The 15397-nt window shown below is 47.3% G+C and carries 12 protein-coding genes; 5 read left to right on the forward strand and 7 right to left on the reverse strand.

The window, feature by feature from the left end; translation table 11 throughout:
* Positions 1 to 21: 21 nt before the first annotated feature.
* The 4 genes from SH580_RS17205 to SH580_RS17220 all read right to left on the reverse strand — a co-directional run bounded on the left by SH580_RS17205 (position 22) and on the right by SH580_RS17220 (position 4755).
* Positions 22 to 318 carry a hypothetical protein gene (locus SH580_RS17205; protein ID WP_319832055.1) on the reverse strand — a complete coding sequence of 99 codons (297 nt, stop codon included), beginning with the start codon at positions 316 to 318 and terminating at the stop codon, positions 22 to 24.
* A gap of 125 nt (positions 319 to 443) precedes the next feature.
* Positions 444 to 2549 carry a sulfatase gene (locus SH580_RS17210; protein WP_319832056.1) on the reverse strand — a complete coding sequence of 702 codons (2106 nt, stop codon included), beginning with the start codon at positions 2547 to 2549 and terminating at the stop codon, positions 444 to 446.
* 201 nt (positions 2550 to 2750) lie between these two features.
* On the reverse strand, positions 2751 to 3491 hold the full coding sequence (locus SH580_RS17215; protein WP_319832057.1) for a hypothetical protein: 741 nt from the start codon (positions 3489 to 3491) through the stop codon (positions 2751 to 2753).
* A gap of 130 nt (positions 3492 to 3621) precedes the next feature.
* On the reverse strand, positions 3622 to 4755 hold the full coding sequence (locus SH580_RS17220) for an alpha/beta fold hydrolase (RefSeq protein WP_319832058.1): 1134 nt from the start codon (positions 4753 to 4755) through the stop codon (positions 3622 to 3624).
* A gap of 288 nt (positions 4756 to 5043) precedes the next feature.
* Between SH580_RS17220 and SH580_RS17225 the strand changes: the two genes are divergently transcribed.
* Entirely contained in the window at positions 5044 to 8487 is a 3444-nt protein-coding gene (locus SH580_RS17225) for a hypothetical protein (RefSeq protein WP_319832059.1), read from the forward strand.
* A gap of 11 nt (positions 8488 to 8498) precedes the next feature.
* Entirely contained in the window at positions 8499 to 9212 is a 714-nt protein-coding gene (locus SH580_RS17230; RefSeq protein WP_319832060.1) for a hypothetical protein, read from the forward strand.
* Here SH580_RS17230 and SH580_RS17235 read toward each other — a convergent pair.
* Genes SH580_RS17235 through SH580_RS17245 form a run of 3 tightly spaced genes read right to left on the reverse strand, consistent with a single transcriptional unit; the run spans position 9207 to position 11140 of the window.
* Entirely contained in the window at positions 9207 to 10253 is a 1047-nt protein-coding gene (locus SH580_RS17235) for a LacI family DNA-binding transcriptional regulator (RefSeq protein ID WP_319832061.1), read from the reverse strand. The two genes, SH580_RS17230 and SH580_RS17235, sit on opposite strands and share 6 nt — an antisense overlap.
* Positions 10254 to 10305: 52 nt before the next feature.
* Entirely contained in the window at positions 10306 to 10881 is a 576-nt protein-coding gene (locus tag SH580_RS17240) for an alpha/beta hydrolase (RefSeq protein WP_319832062.1), read from the reverse strand.
* A complete protein-coding gene (locus tag SH580_RS17245; protein ID WP_319832063.1) occupies positions 10853 to 11140 on the reverse strand; it encodes a hypothetical protein in 288 nt (95 codons plus the stop codon). Before SH580_RS17245 ends, SH580_RS17240 begins: the two co-directional genes overlap by 29 nt.
* Positions 11141 to 11374: 234 nt before the next feature.
* Between SH580_RS17245 and SH580_RS17250 the strand changes: the two genes are divergently transcribed.
* From SH580_RS17250 to SH580_RS17260, 3 genes are all read left to right on the forward strand, one after another.
* Complete coding sequence (locus tag SH580_RS17250; RefSeq protein WP_319832064.1) at positions 11375 to 12463, forward strand: right-handed parallel beta-helix repeat-containing protein; 1089 nt, start codon at positions 11375 to 11377, stop codon at positions 12461 to 12463.
* A gap of 179 nt (positions 12464 to 12642) precedes the next feature.
* Positions 12643 to 14178 (forward strand): sulfatase, encoded by a 1536-nt coding sequence (locus tag SH580_RS17255; RefSeq protein WP_319832065.1) that lies wholly within the window; start codon positions 12643 to 12645, stop codon positions 14176 to 14178.
* A gap of 155 nt (positions 14179 to 14333) precedes the next feature.
* The gene (locus SH580_RS17260; protein ID WP_319832066.1) at positions 14334 to 15086 is read left to right on the forward strand and encodes a hypothetical protein; all 753 of its coding nucleotides are present in this window, start codon (positions 14334 to 14336) and stop codon (positions 15084 to 15086) included.
* Positions 15087 to 15397 lie beyond the last annotated feature (311 nt).

Here is a 15397-nt window from a genome sequence, read left to right on the forward strand (position 1 = left end):
CGCGCAAGCGCTGCGATCTAGTTACTTGACTGCTTTTAGGCTGTGTAATTTCAGCTTGAGTGGGTTTTTGTGCATGCCTGTGTAGACTCGGAATGCGTCGATATTTGCAGAATTAAATCCAAGATCACCAGCACTGAGGTCGAGGCGGATGGTTTTGGTTTCCCCTGCGGCAAAATCGACGCGATCACTGCCGCAAGTCAGTTTGTTTTTGTAATCTTTGTAGGGGTTGGCCAGATACACAAATACGCGCTCCTGATTGTTGCCTAGATTTGTGATGGTGGCTTCGACATAGCTATAGTCGGAGAGGTCCCAAGTCATTTTATGTCCCGCAAAGAACTCAACGCTGGGCCATTTCGGACTTAACTCGATGTCGAGGATGACGCCATCGGGGGCATTCGATATTTTGGAAAAACGTAGGTCGGTTTTCAGTTTACTGACCTCAGTTAAGTCGAGTAAATTTGCAGAATCGCTGGCTTTCGACGGTGCACTTTTCGGGGGAGGACAGGGCCTTCCATGCGGGCATTCATTTCGAGCGCGGCACCACTCGCTGTGATGCTATGAATCGTGAAGTTGGCTGGGCCTTGAAGTTTATTGGCGAAAATACGTAGGCGATCTAATTGGCGGAGATCGAGCGGATACTCCGCGGGGTTAAATACGATGCTTAGGATGGTGGTGGCGCCTGCGGCAATTTCAGCTTGAACGCCATTACGCTTTTTACTCGCATTGCTATCTCCTTTGTTGCTGATAAAGGCGGCGGTTTTAACCGCGAAGGCACTGTTGTTAGTGAGCTTGATGTCAATCTGTCCGTATTGGGAGAGGTCCCATGCTTTGTCGTCTGTGGTTAAGAAATCGATGCTGGGCCATTTGGGACTGTGTTCAAATGCGACCATAAGTTCACCATTCTCTTTTTGAACTTTCGCGAATCGAAGCGCTGCGGAATCAAAGCTGACTGTGTTTAAGTCAATGAAAGCTCCCGATGCTTGCGGTTGAATGGTGCTGCCAGTGAATATTTCGACTTCTTCGGTATATTCGGCAAAGTATCCCAGCATCTGTGCTTTTAGTTTCGAAACGATTGCTGCGTATTGTGGAGCATTGGCATAGTTAACCGTTTCAAGGGGATCGGTTTCGTAGTCGTAGAGTTCGACCGCTTCGAGTAAGGATTCGTTGTAAGGTAATGTGGTGCGCCAGTCGTTTTTCATCCACATGACTAGTCGGTAGCGATCGTTACGGAGCGCATAACCCATACGAGCGCCTGCTCGAGGATATTGGCTGATGGAGTAGTCTTTGACGGATGCCAATGGATTTTTTAGAACGGGGACGAGGCTTTTACCTTCCAATTTGTATGCGGGTTGTTCCAGCCCTGCGAGTTCGATGAGAGTTGGGAAGATGTCGACCATTTCGGTCATGCTAGAGGTCTTTTGATGTCCTTCATATCCTGGGGCAGTGATGATGAGTGGGGCGAAAGTAGCCTGTTCAAAGTTGCTATGTTTATTCCACATGCCATGATCTCCGAGGTGATAGCCGTGATCGCCCCAAAGCACGACGATGGTATTTTTATCGAGTCCGGTTTCTTCGAGCTTATCGAGGATCTTTCCAATCTGTGCATCGATATATGCCACGCAGGCGTAATAGCCATGAATCAGTTCACGCTGTTTGGCTTCTTCAATCGGTTCATTCCAAGTTCTAGGAATGTCGGTGTAGGATCGAAGCTCGCCAAATTGATGGTAAGCAAAATCGGGGGAGTCTTTGGCGTGGTCTTGGAATTCGGCTAACTCAATTTCGTCGCGTTCAAATAGATCCCAATATTTTTTAGGAGCGACAAAAGGGAGGTGAGGTTTGCAGAGTCCGACTGTGAGGAAAAAAGGTTCACCGGATTGCGCAAATTGATCCAGGTATTGATTGGCCCACACGGCCAGAGCTCCGTCGACATAAGCGTCATCTGGAATATCTAGGCATTCAGTTGACGGCATGGCTTCGTGTTCCTGCATGTAGGCGCCTCGTTCCTTCCAGTGAGTGATGCCAGCTGCTTCCATCTTTTTGAAGACACGTTGTGACTTTTTATTTTGATAGTATCCATTGTCGTGTGCTGGAATGGGGTAGTCCGCATTGAAGGGGAGATTTTTTTTATGGGTAAAGGGGATCGACCATGAATCGGGATGTTCCGCACGCGCTCCGTGCATGACTTTACCGGCACCTGTGGTTGCGTAGCCTGCTTGCTTGAAATGTTGCTGCATGGTCACTGCCTCTGGATTAGAATCTTGAATTTGTGTGCGCAGGTCCCACACCTTGGTGCTGTCAGGGCGAAGGCCAGTGAACATACTCATTCGGGAGGCCGCGCAAATCGCTTGTTGGCAATGGTTGCGAAGCATGACGGTGCCGCTCTCCGCGAGGCGGTCCATATTTGGGGTGGGCACTTCATCTCGGCCATAGGCTCCTATCAGAGGCTTGAGGTCATCGACCGAAAGGAATAATATATTTGGGCGCTCAGCTGCGCTGAGTGCCGTGCTGAACAGTAGGATTCCTGTGGATAACAAGTTCTTTAGATTCATAGGTGGGGGGGATTAATTTAAGGTGACGATGCGACTTTGCGAGCGAGGACACAAGTAATGCCCTGTGAAACATTATCCAATGAAGGGTATTTTCCACATATGATTTGATCACTTTGTTTGATTGATGGATTAATAAACAATAAAACGGCGTGAAATTACATCACGCCGTATTGATAGTTTAAAGAACTCCCGCGCGTGCGTCTATTTGCGACGACGAACCATTACCCAGCTAAATACGAGGGAGGCTGTGAGAAGTGCAAAAGTGTTTGTTTCCGGAATCACAGCTGTGGTAGCTATGGAGAAGTTTGAGATGTCAACTATGGGTTTATGGTCATCGACTCCGAAAGTTTCATTCCAGCCATTGCCACTGAAACGAAAGCTGATTTGGTTGAATGAGCTGATTTGAAGTGGGACAACGTCGCTATTCGCAGAGATGCTGGAGGCGACAATGCTGGGGCTTGTCAGTGTGTTAGTGATCTCTTCTGTAGCAGTGCGTTCGAGCGTGTATACGAAACTGTGTAGGGATGTGCCCATCGAGGTATCTGCATCTGTTCGCCCGATGTTTGTATCGTTAAGCTCTCCAAATGTAATACCATTCATGGTCGTGACTGGGTCGACTCGGACTTCAAAGTAATCGGTTGCATCTCCGAAGCGCACAACAAATTCGCTAGAGGTGTCGGCAATTAGGTCGTTAATTTGGACGTCGAATGTGACACTTATTGTATCGTTTAGGTCTAGTGAATAGGTGGTTGGGAGAGCTGCTGAAACTTGAGTGTTTTTTGAAGAATCTATAGTTAATGTGCCGTCAGTATTACTAATAATAGATGAACTTCCGGTGGGGGTAAAAACGAGGTCGGAGATGGAGGAGACGACCACTTGTGCGTTTGCGGCATACGTAGTGATTATCAGTGCCGCTAGAGTGATGGAGATGTTCTTATTCATTGGTGTGGTGGTTGATTTGTGCGATTGAGATCGCAGTCTGTGTATTTTGTTTAGTGGGTTCATGGCTGGTGCATTGAACAATAAGCAGTGCAGGTGTAGCCTGTTTGCTTCTGTTTTTGGGGCTCTTGTCTCACCTTATACGCTGCATGAAGTCGACCATGTGATCGAGCAAGTCGGGCCATTGAGGTGAAAGGTTCTTTCCATACCATCCATGAGGTGCATTTTCGACTGCGATTGTTTGGATTGGTGCGCCTTTTGAATTTGCAACTTCCTTTAAGTGCTCTAAGTGGTGGAAAGAAATTACTGGATCGATGGTTCCGTGGAGTGCTAACATCGGTGGATCGCTGGCATCAATGTATGTAGTTGGGCTTACTTCTTTTAGTAAATCTTTTTGATGCGGAGTCGCAGTGGCGTAGGTGAGGGGGACGCTGGTCTTGTCGACTAGTTTTTGCCATGAACCAGGTTTGAATTTTAGATGAACGGCGTCGTCGGATTCGAATAGTTTGTCTTCGGTGAAGTCGGAGGGACCATACCAGGAGATGCCACCAGCAGGTTTTATTGAGTAATTTGCTAAAGTTGTAGCGCCCTTGAAGTCAGTAGGTTCGGTGTAATTGAGCATTTGCGCGAGGTGACCACCGGCTGAGAAACCAATGACAATGACTTTGTCAGGATTTACTCGGAGTTCTTCTGCGTTCTTTTTTAGAAAGCGTAGGCCATCCTTTACGTCGATCACGCAGTCACGCATGATGACGGGGTCATTCAAATCCCAGTTTCTGACTAAGCGGTAATTAACCGCGACACAACTGAAGCCGGATTCAGTCGCTCGCTGAAAGAGTTCTAACATTCGTTGATTGGGCTCTTTTATGCCGCCGGACCAGCCACCACCATGGACGAAGTAGAGCACTGGTTGTGCTGTGCTGGGTGTGCTGGATTTTCGGTAGATATCCATGAGTAGTGTGCGTCCGTCTTTTCTTTTATAAACGATATTTCGAAGGACTTCTCCGTTCCATGGCTCGTAGGGGATATCGAGATTATTTGAATATTCCTGATAGGTAACCACGCCGTCTTTGTTCGTATCCAGTGCCGAGAGTTGAGCTGGATCGACTCCGTCTTGAGCTGTTAGTTTCCAGTCGTTGTTAGTATCGGCTTTATTGAACAATGGTCGTGCGCGAATGGACTGGTTGGCGGCGTCATCGTATTCTAGAGCTGCAGCTGAAAGCTTGATTCCAATAATGGTGAGAATGAAAAGTAGGGGCAATTTCATGTTGGTCTGACGGGGAGAGGGCTTAATTCGAAGATTTTGTGTGAGTGTCGTGTTGCTGTGGCTTTGACGATATAGATGCATGATCTTTCACAGTCTTTATGGGTTGGCTCTTCAGTTCAATCGCTAGGCTGTGGAACAATATTCACAGGTAGGTGTGTATAATGTTTCATGGTATTGCGTTTGAATCCTTAATTCTTCTGCTTAATGATTGTTGTTAAGTGTCCTAAGCGAGTTCAGCCGAGGAATTGGCCCTTACATAATAATCCCAACACTTTATTTTTACCCCTTATGTCTCTGCATCGTCACATTACATCTTTGCCCTCGCGTGAGGACGGCTTTGCGCTGGTGATTGCGCTCTCATTGATGGCATTTGTGTTATTATTGCTACTTTCTATTTCGACTCTGGTTTCTGTCGATGCAGCTGTTGCGAAAAGTTCACTATCTCAATTAGCGGCCCAGCAAAATGCGAGACTTGCGAGTTACATGGCACTGGGTGATTTGATGAAGTTCGCGGGGGCGGATCAACGTTCTACCGCTAGGGCTGATATTGTTTCAGATACGGCTCCTTATTGGACTGGGGTTTGGTCGACTGATCCTATGCCAGATGGGAGCGCTTCGGAGGATACTATTGCGGAGATGAAAGAGCGAACGGCACTGAAATGGCTCGTGAGTTTGGCTAACGATGGTGGATCTACATTATTGGATGCTTATGCGAATCCCGACCTCGATACGATTGCTGCTGGTGCAGTTGTTTTAAGTGCCAATGATGAGCACCCTGTCATTTTACCCACCGAACGAATTGCAGGGAAAAACACAGATACTGGAGGTTATGCTTTCTGGGTTTCAGACGAAGGCGTCAAGGCTAGTGTCTCGCTCGATCCTGATAGCTCGAGCAATCGGGACTATAATTTGGATGTGCGTAATCCGAGTGTTATGGAACTTTCCGCGATCAAGGAATTTGGAGATCTGATGGATGCCGATCGACGGGAGCAAGATTTAGAAGCATTGGCACGGTCGCCTAATTTAGCTTCGATTCCTGCTGCATTGAATGTAGATCAAGCGCTCATACAGAAGTATCAACATGATTTAACCAGTGTAGCCTATTCCTTGCCAGTGAATGTGCGTGATGGGGGATTGAAAAAAGATTTGAGTGCGGCATTTAGCGATGCCACGTCATGGAGTCAATTGCTTGCTTATCATGGTGACGATCAAGTGTTTGCGCCTATGGGGGGCACCGCGAATCAAATGGACCCTGGGGGGCCAATGTGGGAACAGTTGCGGTCTTATTATCAGTATCGAGCTGCGGGTGATGGAACCATTCACTCTCAGGAGCAACTAGATGATCAGTCTGGGGTGTATCCAGTGATTACTCATTTTTCGCTGCATCATCATATCATTTTTTATGATGCGGGAGGCGGACATTACCGCCCCCGGCTCTGTATCATGCCGATTTTTGTTTTATGGAATCCATACAACAAGCCAATCGCAGCAGAAAATTACTATTTAAAGATTACGGATAATACAATTGTGAGTAATAAGGATTCGCTGACTATGAATATACAGCCAAGAGTGTTTCTCGATGGCGACGATGGAGCGGCCGATACAACAACATATGTGAGTGGCAACAATACGCTTGGATTTAAGCAAGGCGCCTTGTTTCCTCATACGAGCGAAGCACCGTATCTCTTTCAAATTAATTCAAGTGGTATTGAGCCAGGGCAGGCACTGATATTTAGTGCTGGGGAGAATATTCAGGCCTATCCAGCAGATCCAACTCAACCTGCATTACTGTCTCCAGGCTATGCTGAAGGTTACTACTACTATAAAGATGCGGTGGATACCATGGATATGAATGGTGTGCTCGCTGGAACTGCGGAGATCACCTATTTCGCATTGTATATGAACTCTGCCAATTTCCTGCGAGTTCGTTTGGCGCAAGGCAGTTTAGCAAATGTTGAAAACGAGGTTCTGCTTCAGTTTGTTGGCGGCCAGAATAGTTTTGTTGCAGGTTCTGGCCCCAGCATTCAGGCCCCCGTAAAGTGGGCAGGGAGCGCATCTCAACTCATTTCGGCAGCCGATGCGGACGAAGCATTGATTTCGGGCCATCCAGCGTTGGCGAGTCCACGGGCTTTTCCAGCTTCAGGTGCATATATGCACCTGAAAATGGCGCAGAACTATGCGGAGGTGAATAATAACGATGATCTGACGACTAGTCAGCGAGAAGTGATGCCATATATTAAGTATGTTGCGAATGCGAACCCCCGGGCGCATCGGTCGAGTAAAGGTGTCTTGGAGCAAGCAAACTACGGCAATAACAACGGCTCAGATATGGCCTTTAATCCGACTTACTTTGGCAATAGTGAAATGAATCATGTGACGAATCTGTTACCTGCTAACCATTCTTACTATACTTTCAACTCTGGGCAAATAGAAATTAACTTAGGTTATTCTGATGATCCTAGCAATGTGTATGGCAGTGGGTGGGTGCTCTATGAAATACCAGATGATGAGAGCTCATTTTTATCGATTGCTGATTTATCTGGAGCCAATCTTTCACAGCCCTTTATCAACCCCACCGCATTTTATAAGAACCCTTTAAAGACTTATAATATACAGAATTTGTGGCCGGCCTACAGTATCGGCAATTCGCTACAGGACCCTCGGATTCCTGCTGGAAAAGTTGCCCAGGATACATGGCCGAGTGAGAGCGGTAACACCAGTGGGTATTACCATTACGACACATCGTATTTAATGAATGAGGCCTTATGGGATTGCTATTTCTTTTCTGCTTATGATGTCGCCCCCACTGTCTCGAAAAGCCTGAATTACCGTTATGCAACGACTGATGATTTTGTCTTTAATTTTGATAGCTCGGCATCTGGTGTGATGATTCATGGTGGCTTTAATGTGAACTCGACCTCTGTAGAGGCATGGAAGGTTTTTCTTTCGAGTGTTGCGGGTGTCAGTGTTGAGTATGCGGACGCTACATATGAGGGGCATGATAAAACCGCATTTCTACGGGTCGCCACGCCGATCAATGGGCCGACGCCATCGGCACGGGATCATTTGACGGATGAGGTCTACAATGGCTTTTTAACATTAGAATCCGCTGACATTGAATCACTCGCGGCGGCAATTGTGGATCAGGTTAAAGCGCGCGGCCCATTTGTTTCATTGTCACATTTCATCAATCGGGTTTTGGATGATACAGACTATCGTTCTTCAAAAGAAAGTGCGTATGCTAGTTCCGGAGATTCGGGAAAGCGGGCGATGATGGTCGGTGCCTTGCAAGCTGCGATTGATCTATCTGAAGTGAACGAGCATACCGCCGACGGGGCCCATCGCTTTAATGATTCTAATTATGAGCTGCATGACTATGACTTGAGCCGCTTTTATGGGGAACTGAATGTTGAGGCGAGCCTAGGTGATCGAGCGGCTGCAAACCCAGGATACCTGACACAATTGGACCTACTGGATTCGATCGGGGCATTGATCTCCGTCCGATCAGATACATTCAAGATTTATGCCTATGGAGAGTCATTGAACTCTGTAACCGGGCACATTGATGCCATTGCTCGCTGTGTCGTGACTGTTCAAAGAACTGCTGACTTTGTTGATGATAGTCATGGTAATTTTCCTCATTCCAGTTTGGATACTGTCTCCGCTGTGAATCAAACCTTTGGCAGGGGTTTCCGCATCATCGATTTTCAATGGCTAGATACTTCAATATAATTTTTTGCAGCTTGGGCATCCTTACATTGCTAGCGACTTCGCACATCGCAGTTGGTCAGCGAGACGTTGCGGATGAGGCTGCGCTTGGGCTTGAATTTAAGACCATGGTATTCGCGGCTCAATCACAACGTAGTGCTAGAGCGGCTGAGGACGATGGACCTCTCATTCCTGAGCTTCCAGATCTCTATTATTATGATGGTTCGAACCACATTCTGGTTGAATTTTTAGTTAATCAGATGTCATCCAATTATGTATATAGTGGTGATGAAGCGTTTGATTTTTTTACTCAAGAGGTCAACGCAGAGGGGGAGCTTGAGTATCGGCGTGCGTTTCGTGTGAATGTGAATGGCAGCTGGAGGTCGGCTCTTGTTGTGATGCTGCCAACTACGGATGCCGAGCGTCCATTTAAACTGTTTGCAGTCGATACGTCACCCGAAAATTTGGCGACGGGAACGATCAAAGTTTTTAATCTTTCGAATGAGCCAGTAGTGTTGAATGCAGACGGTGAAATTTATCCATTGTATTCGATGGGGGCAGTGGAGCTCGATATCAGTGGGATCGAGAAAAATAGACTGCCCGTTGCACTTGCATTGAAGGAGGATGAGGGCTTCAAGCTTGTTTACCGTCGCGTGTGGAGTATGCGGTCTAGTGTGCGCGGAATTTATTTTATTTATACACTTAATGATGATCTGCGACACTGGTATATGAGAAACATCATTTTATGATGAATTTTCCTTGTCGTTCAGATCGGGTAAGCTTGCTCCATCGACCCAGTTGCCTTTGACCATTTCGATGAGGTCGCCTTGATCGGATCCCGTGTTTCCTGATCGAACCATCATATTGATCAACTTGAGCGCTCGCTCAAACAGGTTAACGTTATCTCGAAAGTAGCCTGCGATCTCGCCGACCAAGTCAGTATTCCACATGTTAATCGTGGCAAAGGCAAAGTCTTCAGGTATTTTGTATCCCATCGATTGCAACAGGCCTAGTTCCTCGTGGTCATCACCAAGAATGACCTGTGGCTTGTGACGTTCGATCCATGTGCGGATTTTTTTGTCATTAGGCTGAGCCTCTTTGGGGTGTAGATGAAAAGGGATACGGTTTTTCGTGGGCTGAACGTAGTGCTGCCGGCAGAACACAGCGCCGAGGCGTTGGTCCATTGAGTAGGATTGAGGATAGTCCTGTAAGAGTGTGCCGATGCGTTGATAGCCCAGTTGGTTCAGCCGATGCCAGGCGCGCTCGACTCCTTGAAATTCATCGTGCATGACGACGGGGCACTCGGGCTTCCAGCTCGATACGTTCACACTCACGGATGCAAAGCGTTCGTTAATTGTATCGATCGGGTAAGGGGCATCTGCCATGACTGTAAAAACGACACCAGTCACACCTTTAGTTTCCATGCGTTTGATGACTTTCTCCACATTGGGGTATTTGCTTAAATCTTCTGCAATGAGTGTGTAGCCGAGTTTTTGAGCAGTTTCTCGAAAACGACGGTATTCGATTTTGCAGCTTTCTGCGTTGATACCTTTTCCATTATAAACGTAAGCGATATTCATTCCCTCATTCATACGTCGACCATGCCAGCGCCTTTCGATTAAAACCTGCAGCGCTGGGTCGGGGCGATAGCCTAATCGGTCTGCGACGTCTTTAACTTTCTTCTTGGTCGCTTTCGCGGTGCGCGGGTCATCTCTTAGGGCACGTGATACGGTCGCCAGGCTGACGCCTGATTCTTTTGCAATATCGCGGAGGGTAATATGATTCGACATGGTTGACTGCTCTTTTTTGGGGTGAAGCAGGTGGCAAGTCAAGGGCGGTCGATTATTCAATATAGTTCAACGAGCGCAGGAAATGCTTAATATCCTCTATGATTTCTGGCCGATACTCTGGCTTGTTGAAAAAACCATGATCGGCACCTTCGAAGAATTTGATCTCACAGTGATTGCCCGCTGCAATCATTTTTTGTTCAAATGCTTTAGCCATGTGGATTGGTAGGATTTTATCGAGCGTTCCTACCTCGATCAAAGTCGGCGGAAATGTGTCGTCAGCGCTATGGAAAGGAGAGAGCTTTTCCCACTCGGCGATGAAGCGTGTAACATAGCCATGAGCGTAGCCATCAGGTCCCACGTTCAAAACAGGATTTAACAATACGAGGGCCTGTGGACGAGAGCTGATATTGAGGTTCTCTCCTGTTTCTTCTGGTGCGAAGCCAATTGCAGTGCAAGCCGCGACATGTGCACCGGCAGAGCCACCGCCGGCGACAATTCGCTTGGGGTCGATGCCTAATTCTGACGCGTGCTCTCGAATGTATCGTATGGCTGATTTTCCGTCTTTGACACTTTCGACTGGGCTGGTCTCGTGGCTGAGTTTAGGTACGGTATTGGGCAGAAATCGCAACGATTCCTTCTTTAGAGAGTTCCTGAATGAAGGGGTAAAATTGACCCGGTTTACCAAATTTCCAGCCGCCTCCAAAAAAGAAGATAATGACGGGGCGTTGATCATTGGCGCTATGGCCATCGGGATTGGCGATGTGAAGTTCTAGATTGCCGCCTTCGAGGGGTTTAAAATCGGTTTTTGTCAGCCATTGAGCTTGTGAGAATTGGGTGCTAAGTGCGATGGCAACTACTGCGAGGAGGGGGGGCTTTAAGAAGTTCATTGCTGGTATTCAGTCCGTTAAGGATTATTTTCATTATCTGGTCGCAGAGTTAATGGCACAATTCATTTACGATGTAACAATATTCATAGCTTTGTGGATATTGTTACAGGGCCACGGGATTGGATCTGCTGCATAAACGCTTTTGTATGGTGACTACTCAATAATCTAACTGTTCGAGGCCAAGCTGGCTTGATCGACTGTTTCTTTATATTTTAACCACCCCAATCTCAATCAATGATCAATATTTTGGACTATGGAGCCGTCGGGGACGGCAAAACGGATAATACCGCTGCGATTCAGCAAGCACTCGATGCCGCCGGCGAACTTCGTTGTTCGGTGCTGATTCCCGAAGGACGTTATCGAACATCAAGACTGCGAGTGCCTTCGTATTGTGGGATTGTTGGACACCCGTCATGGGGCTTTCGTGATGTTGGTGGTTCGGTGCTTGAGCTAAACGACGCACAAGCGAGTTGCTTGTTAGATGTTTCAGATACTTCTGGAGTCAATCTGGATGGTCTCTCGTTGGAGGGCCATCGGGGCGGGGACGGCGTTCATGGTATTGCATTAGACCAAGAAGACTATGGGGCGAATGGCGCGGAGAACTCACTCACGATTGAGCGTTGCCGTGTGAATGGATTTTCAGGGAATGGTGTTTATTTGCATCGAGCATGGTGTTTCAGCATTCGGCACTGCATGATATCGCACTGCGGCGGGGATGGTGTTTGGTTGCGGGGTTGGGACGGTTTTATTATGGATAATTGGCTCACCGGTAACGAACGCGCAGGCTTTGGAGCCTACGAAGAGAATGCTTCTGTTACTTTTACTGCGAATCGTTTGGAGTGGAATTTTACCGCGGGCATCGAAATCCATGGAGGCGATCACTACAACATAACTGGAAACTTCTTTGATCGTCACGGCGGGCCTGCAATCGAGTTGATGGACAGATCGGGTGTCCCCGCATCACAAATTACAGTTACGGGAAACATCCTGTATCGTAACGGGAAGCCGCAGCGTTGCGGTGATCAGCCGTATGACTCGTCTCATATTCGCTGTATGAACGCTGAAGGCGTTGTCATTAGCAGCAACGTGTGTGAGGTGTCTGAGGACGACCCAAAATCGACTGAGAGTGATGGGAACTCGCCAGAATGGGGGATCGTGATCGGAGGTTTGAATGATGTGATCATTAAGGACAATATCTTACACAAAGGGTTTAAAGATCAACTGATGGTTGATCTCGGAGGGCATAAGGGCACCGTGATTATTAAGGATAATATTGGCAGTGCATTTGTTGAATCTCCAGTATCCGCCACAGCAGTTTTATGATGCCTATCGATAAGTCATTCGGTCAGTTTAATTCATATGATGTCGATGTACACAATCTTCGTGAGCCTCGCTTCGGTGATTTTTAGTCGAAATCAATGGCGTAACGTGCGACACTGATTTTATCTCTTAAGAGGATCCAGTTCGATGTAACACAAAACTGATTCTATTCATGCCTTATTATGTCAATTAAGTCATACCTCTCAATACTGTTAGCAAGCGCTACAATTTACATTCCTCAAATAGCGCTTGAGGCGGCCCAATTAGCGCCTAACGTTCTTTTCATTGCAGTCGACGATTTGAAGCCGATGATCGGAGCGTATGGGGATCGCACGATATTGACTCCCCAGATAGATCGCTTAGCCGCACGAGGGACAACTTTTTTGAACAACCATTGCCAAGTGGCGGTCTGTGGACCTTCACGGGCTAGTTTACTGACAGGATTGCGGCCAGATACGACTCAGGTTTACGATTTGAAAACGAAGATGCGTGATATCCATCCCGACATTCTGACATTGCCACAACATTTTAAAAACAACGGTTATGAAACGGTCGGGATGGGGAAGATATTTGATCCTCGCTGTGTGGATGGTCGTCAGTATCAGGATCGACCATCGTGGTCGGTGCCATTCATGTATCACTACGGTAAGGTCGAGTCAGCGGCAGGGTTCGTTAATACGAAGACGATCGAGTGGTTTCGCTCGCAGAAAGATGCCAATGGTAAAGCAATACCTGAGTGGAATATCAAAGGCATACCGCCCGTTGAGGGAAGTGAAGCGGTGCCGGACAATGCCTACAGCGATGGAGCAATGGCTGAGGCTGCGGTCGAATGGATTGATAAACTTGCTGGAGCTGATAAACCTTATTTCCTCGCCGTGGGGTTTCATAAACCGCACCTGCCTTTTGTTGCTCCAAAAAAGTATTGGGATCTCTATGAGCGGGATCAGTTCAATGTGGCGGCTTATCAAACTGCTCCCGCAGGCACGCCAGAGTTTACCCTGCAACCTGGTTATGAAATTCGTGGGAAATATGACGTGCCGCGTCAGGGGACGTTTCCCGATGATCTGCAGCTAGAACTGATTCATGGCTATCATGCCTGTGTCAGTTACATCGATGCTCAAATCGGTAAATTGCTCGATGCGCTCGAAGCCTCCGGTGAGGCCGATAACACAATTATTGTGCTTTGGGGAGACCATGGCTGGCACTTGGGGGATCATTCAATGTGGTGCAAGCACTCCGTTTACGAACAAGCGACCCGCTCTCCATTGATTCTCGTAGCACCCGAGCAGCAACAGCGAGGCAGCTTTGTGCAATCCCCCACCGAGTTCACTGATCTGTTTCCGACTCTCTGCGACCTGGCCGGCTTGGAACACCCGGAAGTTTTAGAAGGTATCAGCTTGTCATCCTTATTGGACGAGCCTGAGGGCCGAGTGCGCAATGTGGCGATGAGCCAGTATGCTCGGAAGGCTGGGAGGCATGATTTGGTCGGATATAGCTTTAGAAGTCACAGATTTCGTTATACGGAGTGGCGTATTGCTACTGGCCCAGGTAAAAAAGGGGATGGGCCTGTCTATGCGCGCGAACTTTATGATTATGTCTTAGATCCATTAGAAACTAGAAACTTGATCGAAGACCTCAGCAATTCGCGTCAGTTGAAACAGATGGAATTTGAAGCTAAAACGCTCCTTGAAGCTAATGGAATAATGACCGTGCGTTGAGAGTGAATATATTGGGGGCGGGCGATATCAAGGATGATTGATCGATCTGTGGATAAGGTTACATTAATTAGTATTTGTTCTTCGGGGCGGCTATTTCATATGCTTGGGGTAGAAATACTACTTATTGTCTCTATTCCCCGAAAACTTCCCATAGTATGAATAAAAGCGCGCTCACTCTATTTTTCTGTTTTAATACTGGTGTCTATTTAGATGCCATCCCAGTCGTGACTCAAGTGGGAGATTTGGATTTTACCTATTTGAGTGGCAGCTCTGAAAGTAATTTCAGTGCGAGCACGTTAGACATTGTAACGTCCAAAAACTCCTATGTGTATGCCGAGCTTCCAGCGGTTTACTTCATCGAAATTGGCGACACGATGACTGTGAGCTTTAGTTTCGCGCTGGATAATTCCCTCGTAGATACTGAGAGTTCGTTCGATTTTGGTTTTGTTGATAGTGATGGATCAGGGGCTGTTCCGCTCGGTTACGACTATGGCGTTCAGTTGGATCCTGTGACGACAGCAAACGGTATGCAATTTCGAGAAGGAGACGATGGAAATCTTGGTAAATATAGCACCGACGCGGCTTTTGCTACGGATACGCATACCGCGACCTTAGTCGTGGAACGAACTGCTTTGGATACGTATGATTTATCTTTTTCTAGTCCGTCGCTCTCATCGACGACACGAACGGTTCAGAATGATATAATCCCGCTTGGTGCGACTGAATTCGATACGATTTATTTTGCATTTCGTGGAGATGCGTGGAATGAGGATTTTGGAGGTAGCTCTGCGATTATGAGCATCAGTAATTTTTCGATCAATACCACCGCGATCCCTGAGCCCAGGACTTACGCATTCATTTTTGGTAGCTTATGTTTACTTATGTTGGGGAGACGATGTTCTCGTTAAGAACGAGAAGTTTGTTCGGTGTGAAGTTGAGTAGATTGTCCTTATCTTCGGAGTGGTTAACTCAGGGTGGGGGGCGGTGTTACTTAGCAAATTTCTGCCGATAGGTATCGTATTTGACCGATACTACACGCCGGATGCGCCTTGTTTGCCATCCCAGACGTATTTTTATGCAGAATTTAATGAAATCCATATTACAGGCCAGGAAGGCATGGAGTCTGCCAAGATGTTCAACTGGCCGTTGATAAGGTGAGCAAGTCTCGCGCTTTGCGAGACTTGCTTTTCTTTTCGAGACTTTGGGTGGAGTGTTTACA

The sequence above is a fragment of the Coraliomargarita algicola genome (assembly GCF_033878955.1).
GTDB classification, from domain to species: Bacteria; Verrucomicrobiota; Verrucomicrobiia; order Opitutales; family Coraliomargaritaceae; genus Thalassobacterium; species Thalassobacterium algicola.

What these genes read in the sequence shown, in the direction of transcription:
- SH580_RS17205 (WP_319832055.1), bottom strand. Translation starts at nt 318, where the DNA reads ATGACTTGGGACCTCTCCGACTATAGCTATGTCGAAGCCACCATCACA.
- SH580_RS17210 (WP_319832056.1), bottom strand. Translation starts at nt 2,549, where the DNA reads ATGAATCTAAAGAACTTGTTATCCACAGGAATCCTACTGTTCAGCACG.
- SH580_RS17215 (WP_319832057.1), bottom strand. Translation starts at nt 3,491, where the DNA reads ATGAATAAGAACATCTCCATCACTCTAGCGGCACTGATAATCACTACG.
- SH580_RS17220 (WP_319832058.1), bottom strand. Translation starts at nt 4,755, where the DNA reads ATGAAATTGCCCCTACTTTTCATTCTCACCATTATTGGAATCAAGCTT.
- SH580_RS17225 (WP_319832059.1), top strand. Translation starts at nt 5,044, where the DNA reads ATGTCTCTGCATCGTCACATTACATCTTTGCCCTCGCGTGAGGACGGC.
- SH580_RS17235 (WP_319832061.1), bottom strand. Translation starts at nt 10,253, where the DNA reads ATGTCGAATCATATTACCCTCCGCGATATTGCAAAAGAATCAGGCGTC.
- SH580_RS17245 (WP_319832063.1), bottom strand. Translation starts at nt 11,140, where the DNA reads ATGAACTTCTTAAAGCCCCCCCTCCTCGCAGTAGTTGCCATCGCACTT.
- SH580_RS17250 (WP_319832064.1), top strand. Translation starts at nt 11,375, where the DNA reads ATGATCAATATTTTGGACTATGGAGCCGTCGGGGACGGCAAAACGGAT.
- SH580_RS17255 (WP_319832065.1), top strand. Translation starts at nt 12,643, where the DNA reads ATGTCAATTAAGTCATACCTCTCAATACTGTTAGCAAGCGCTACAATT.
- SH580_RS17260 (WP_319832066.1), top strand. Translation starts at nt 14,334, where the DNA reads ATGAATAAAAGCGCGCTCACTCTATTTTTCTGTTTTAATACTGGTGTC.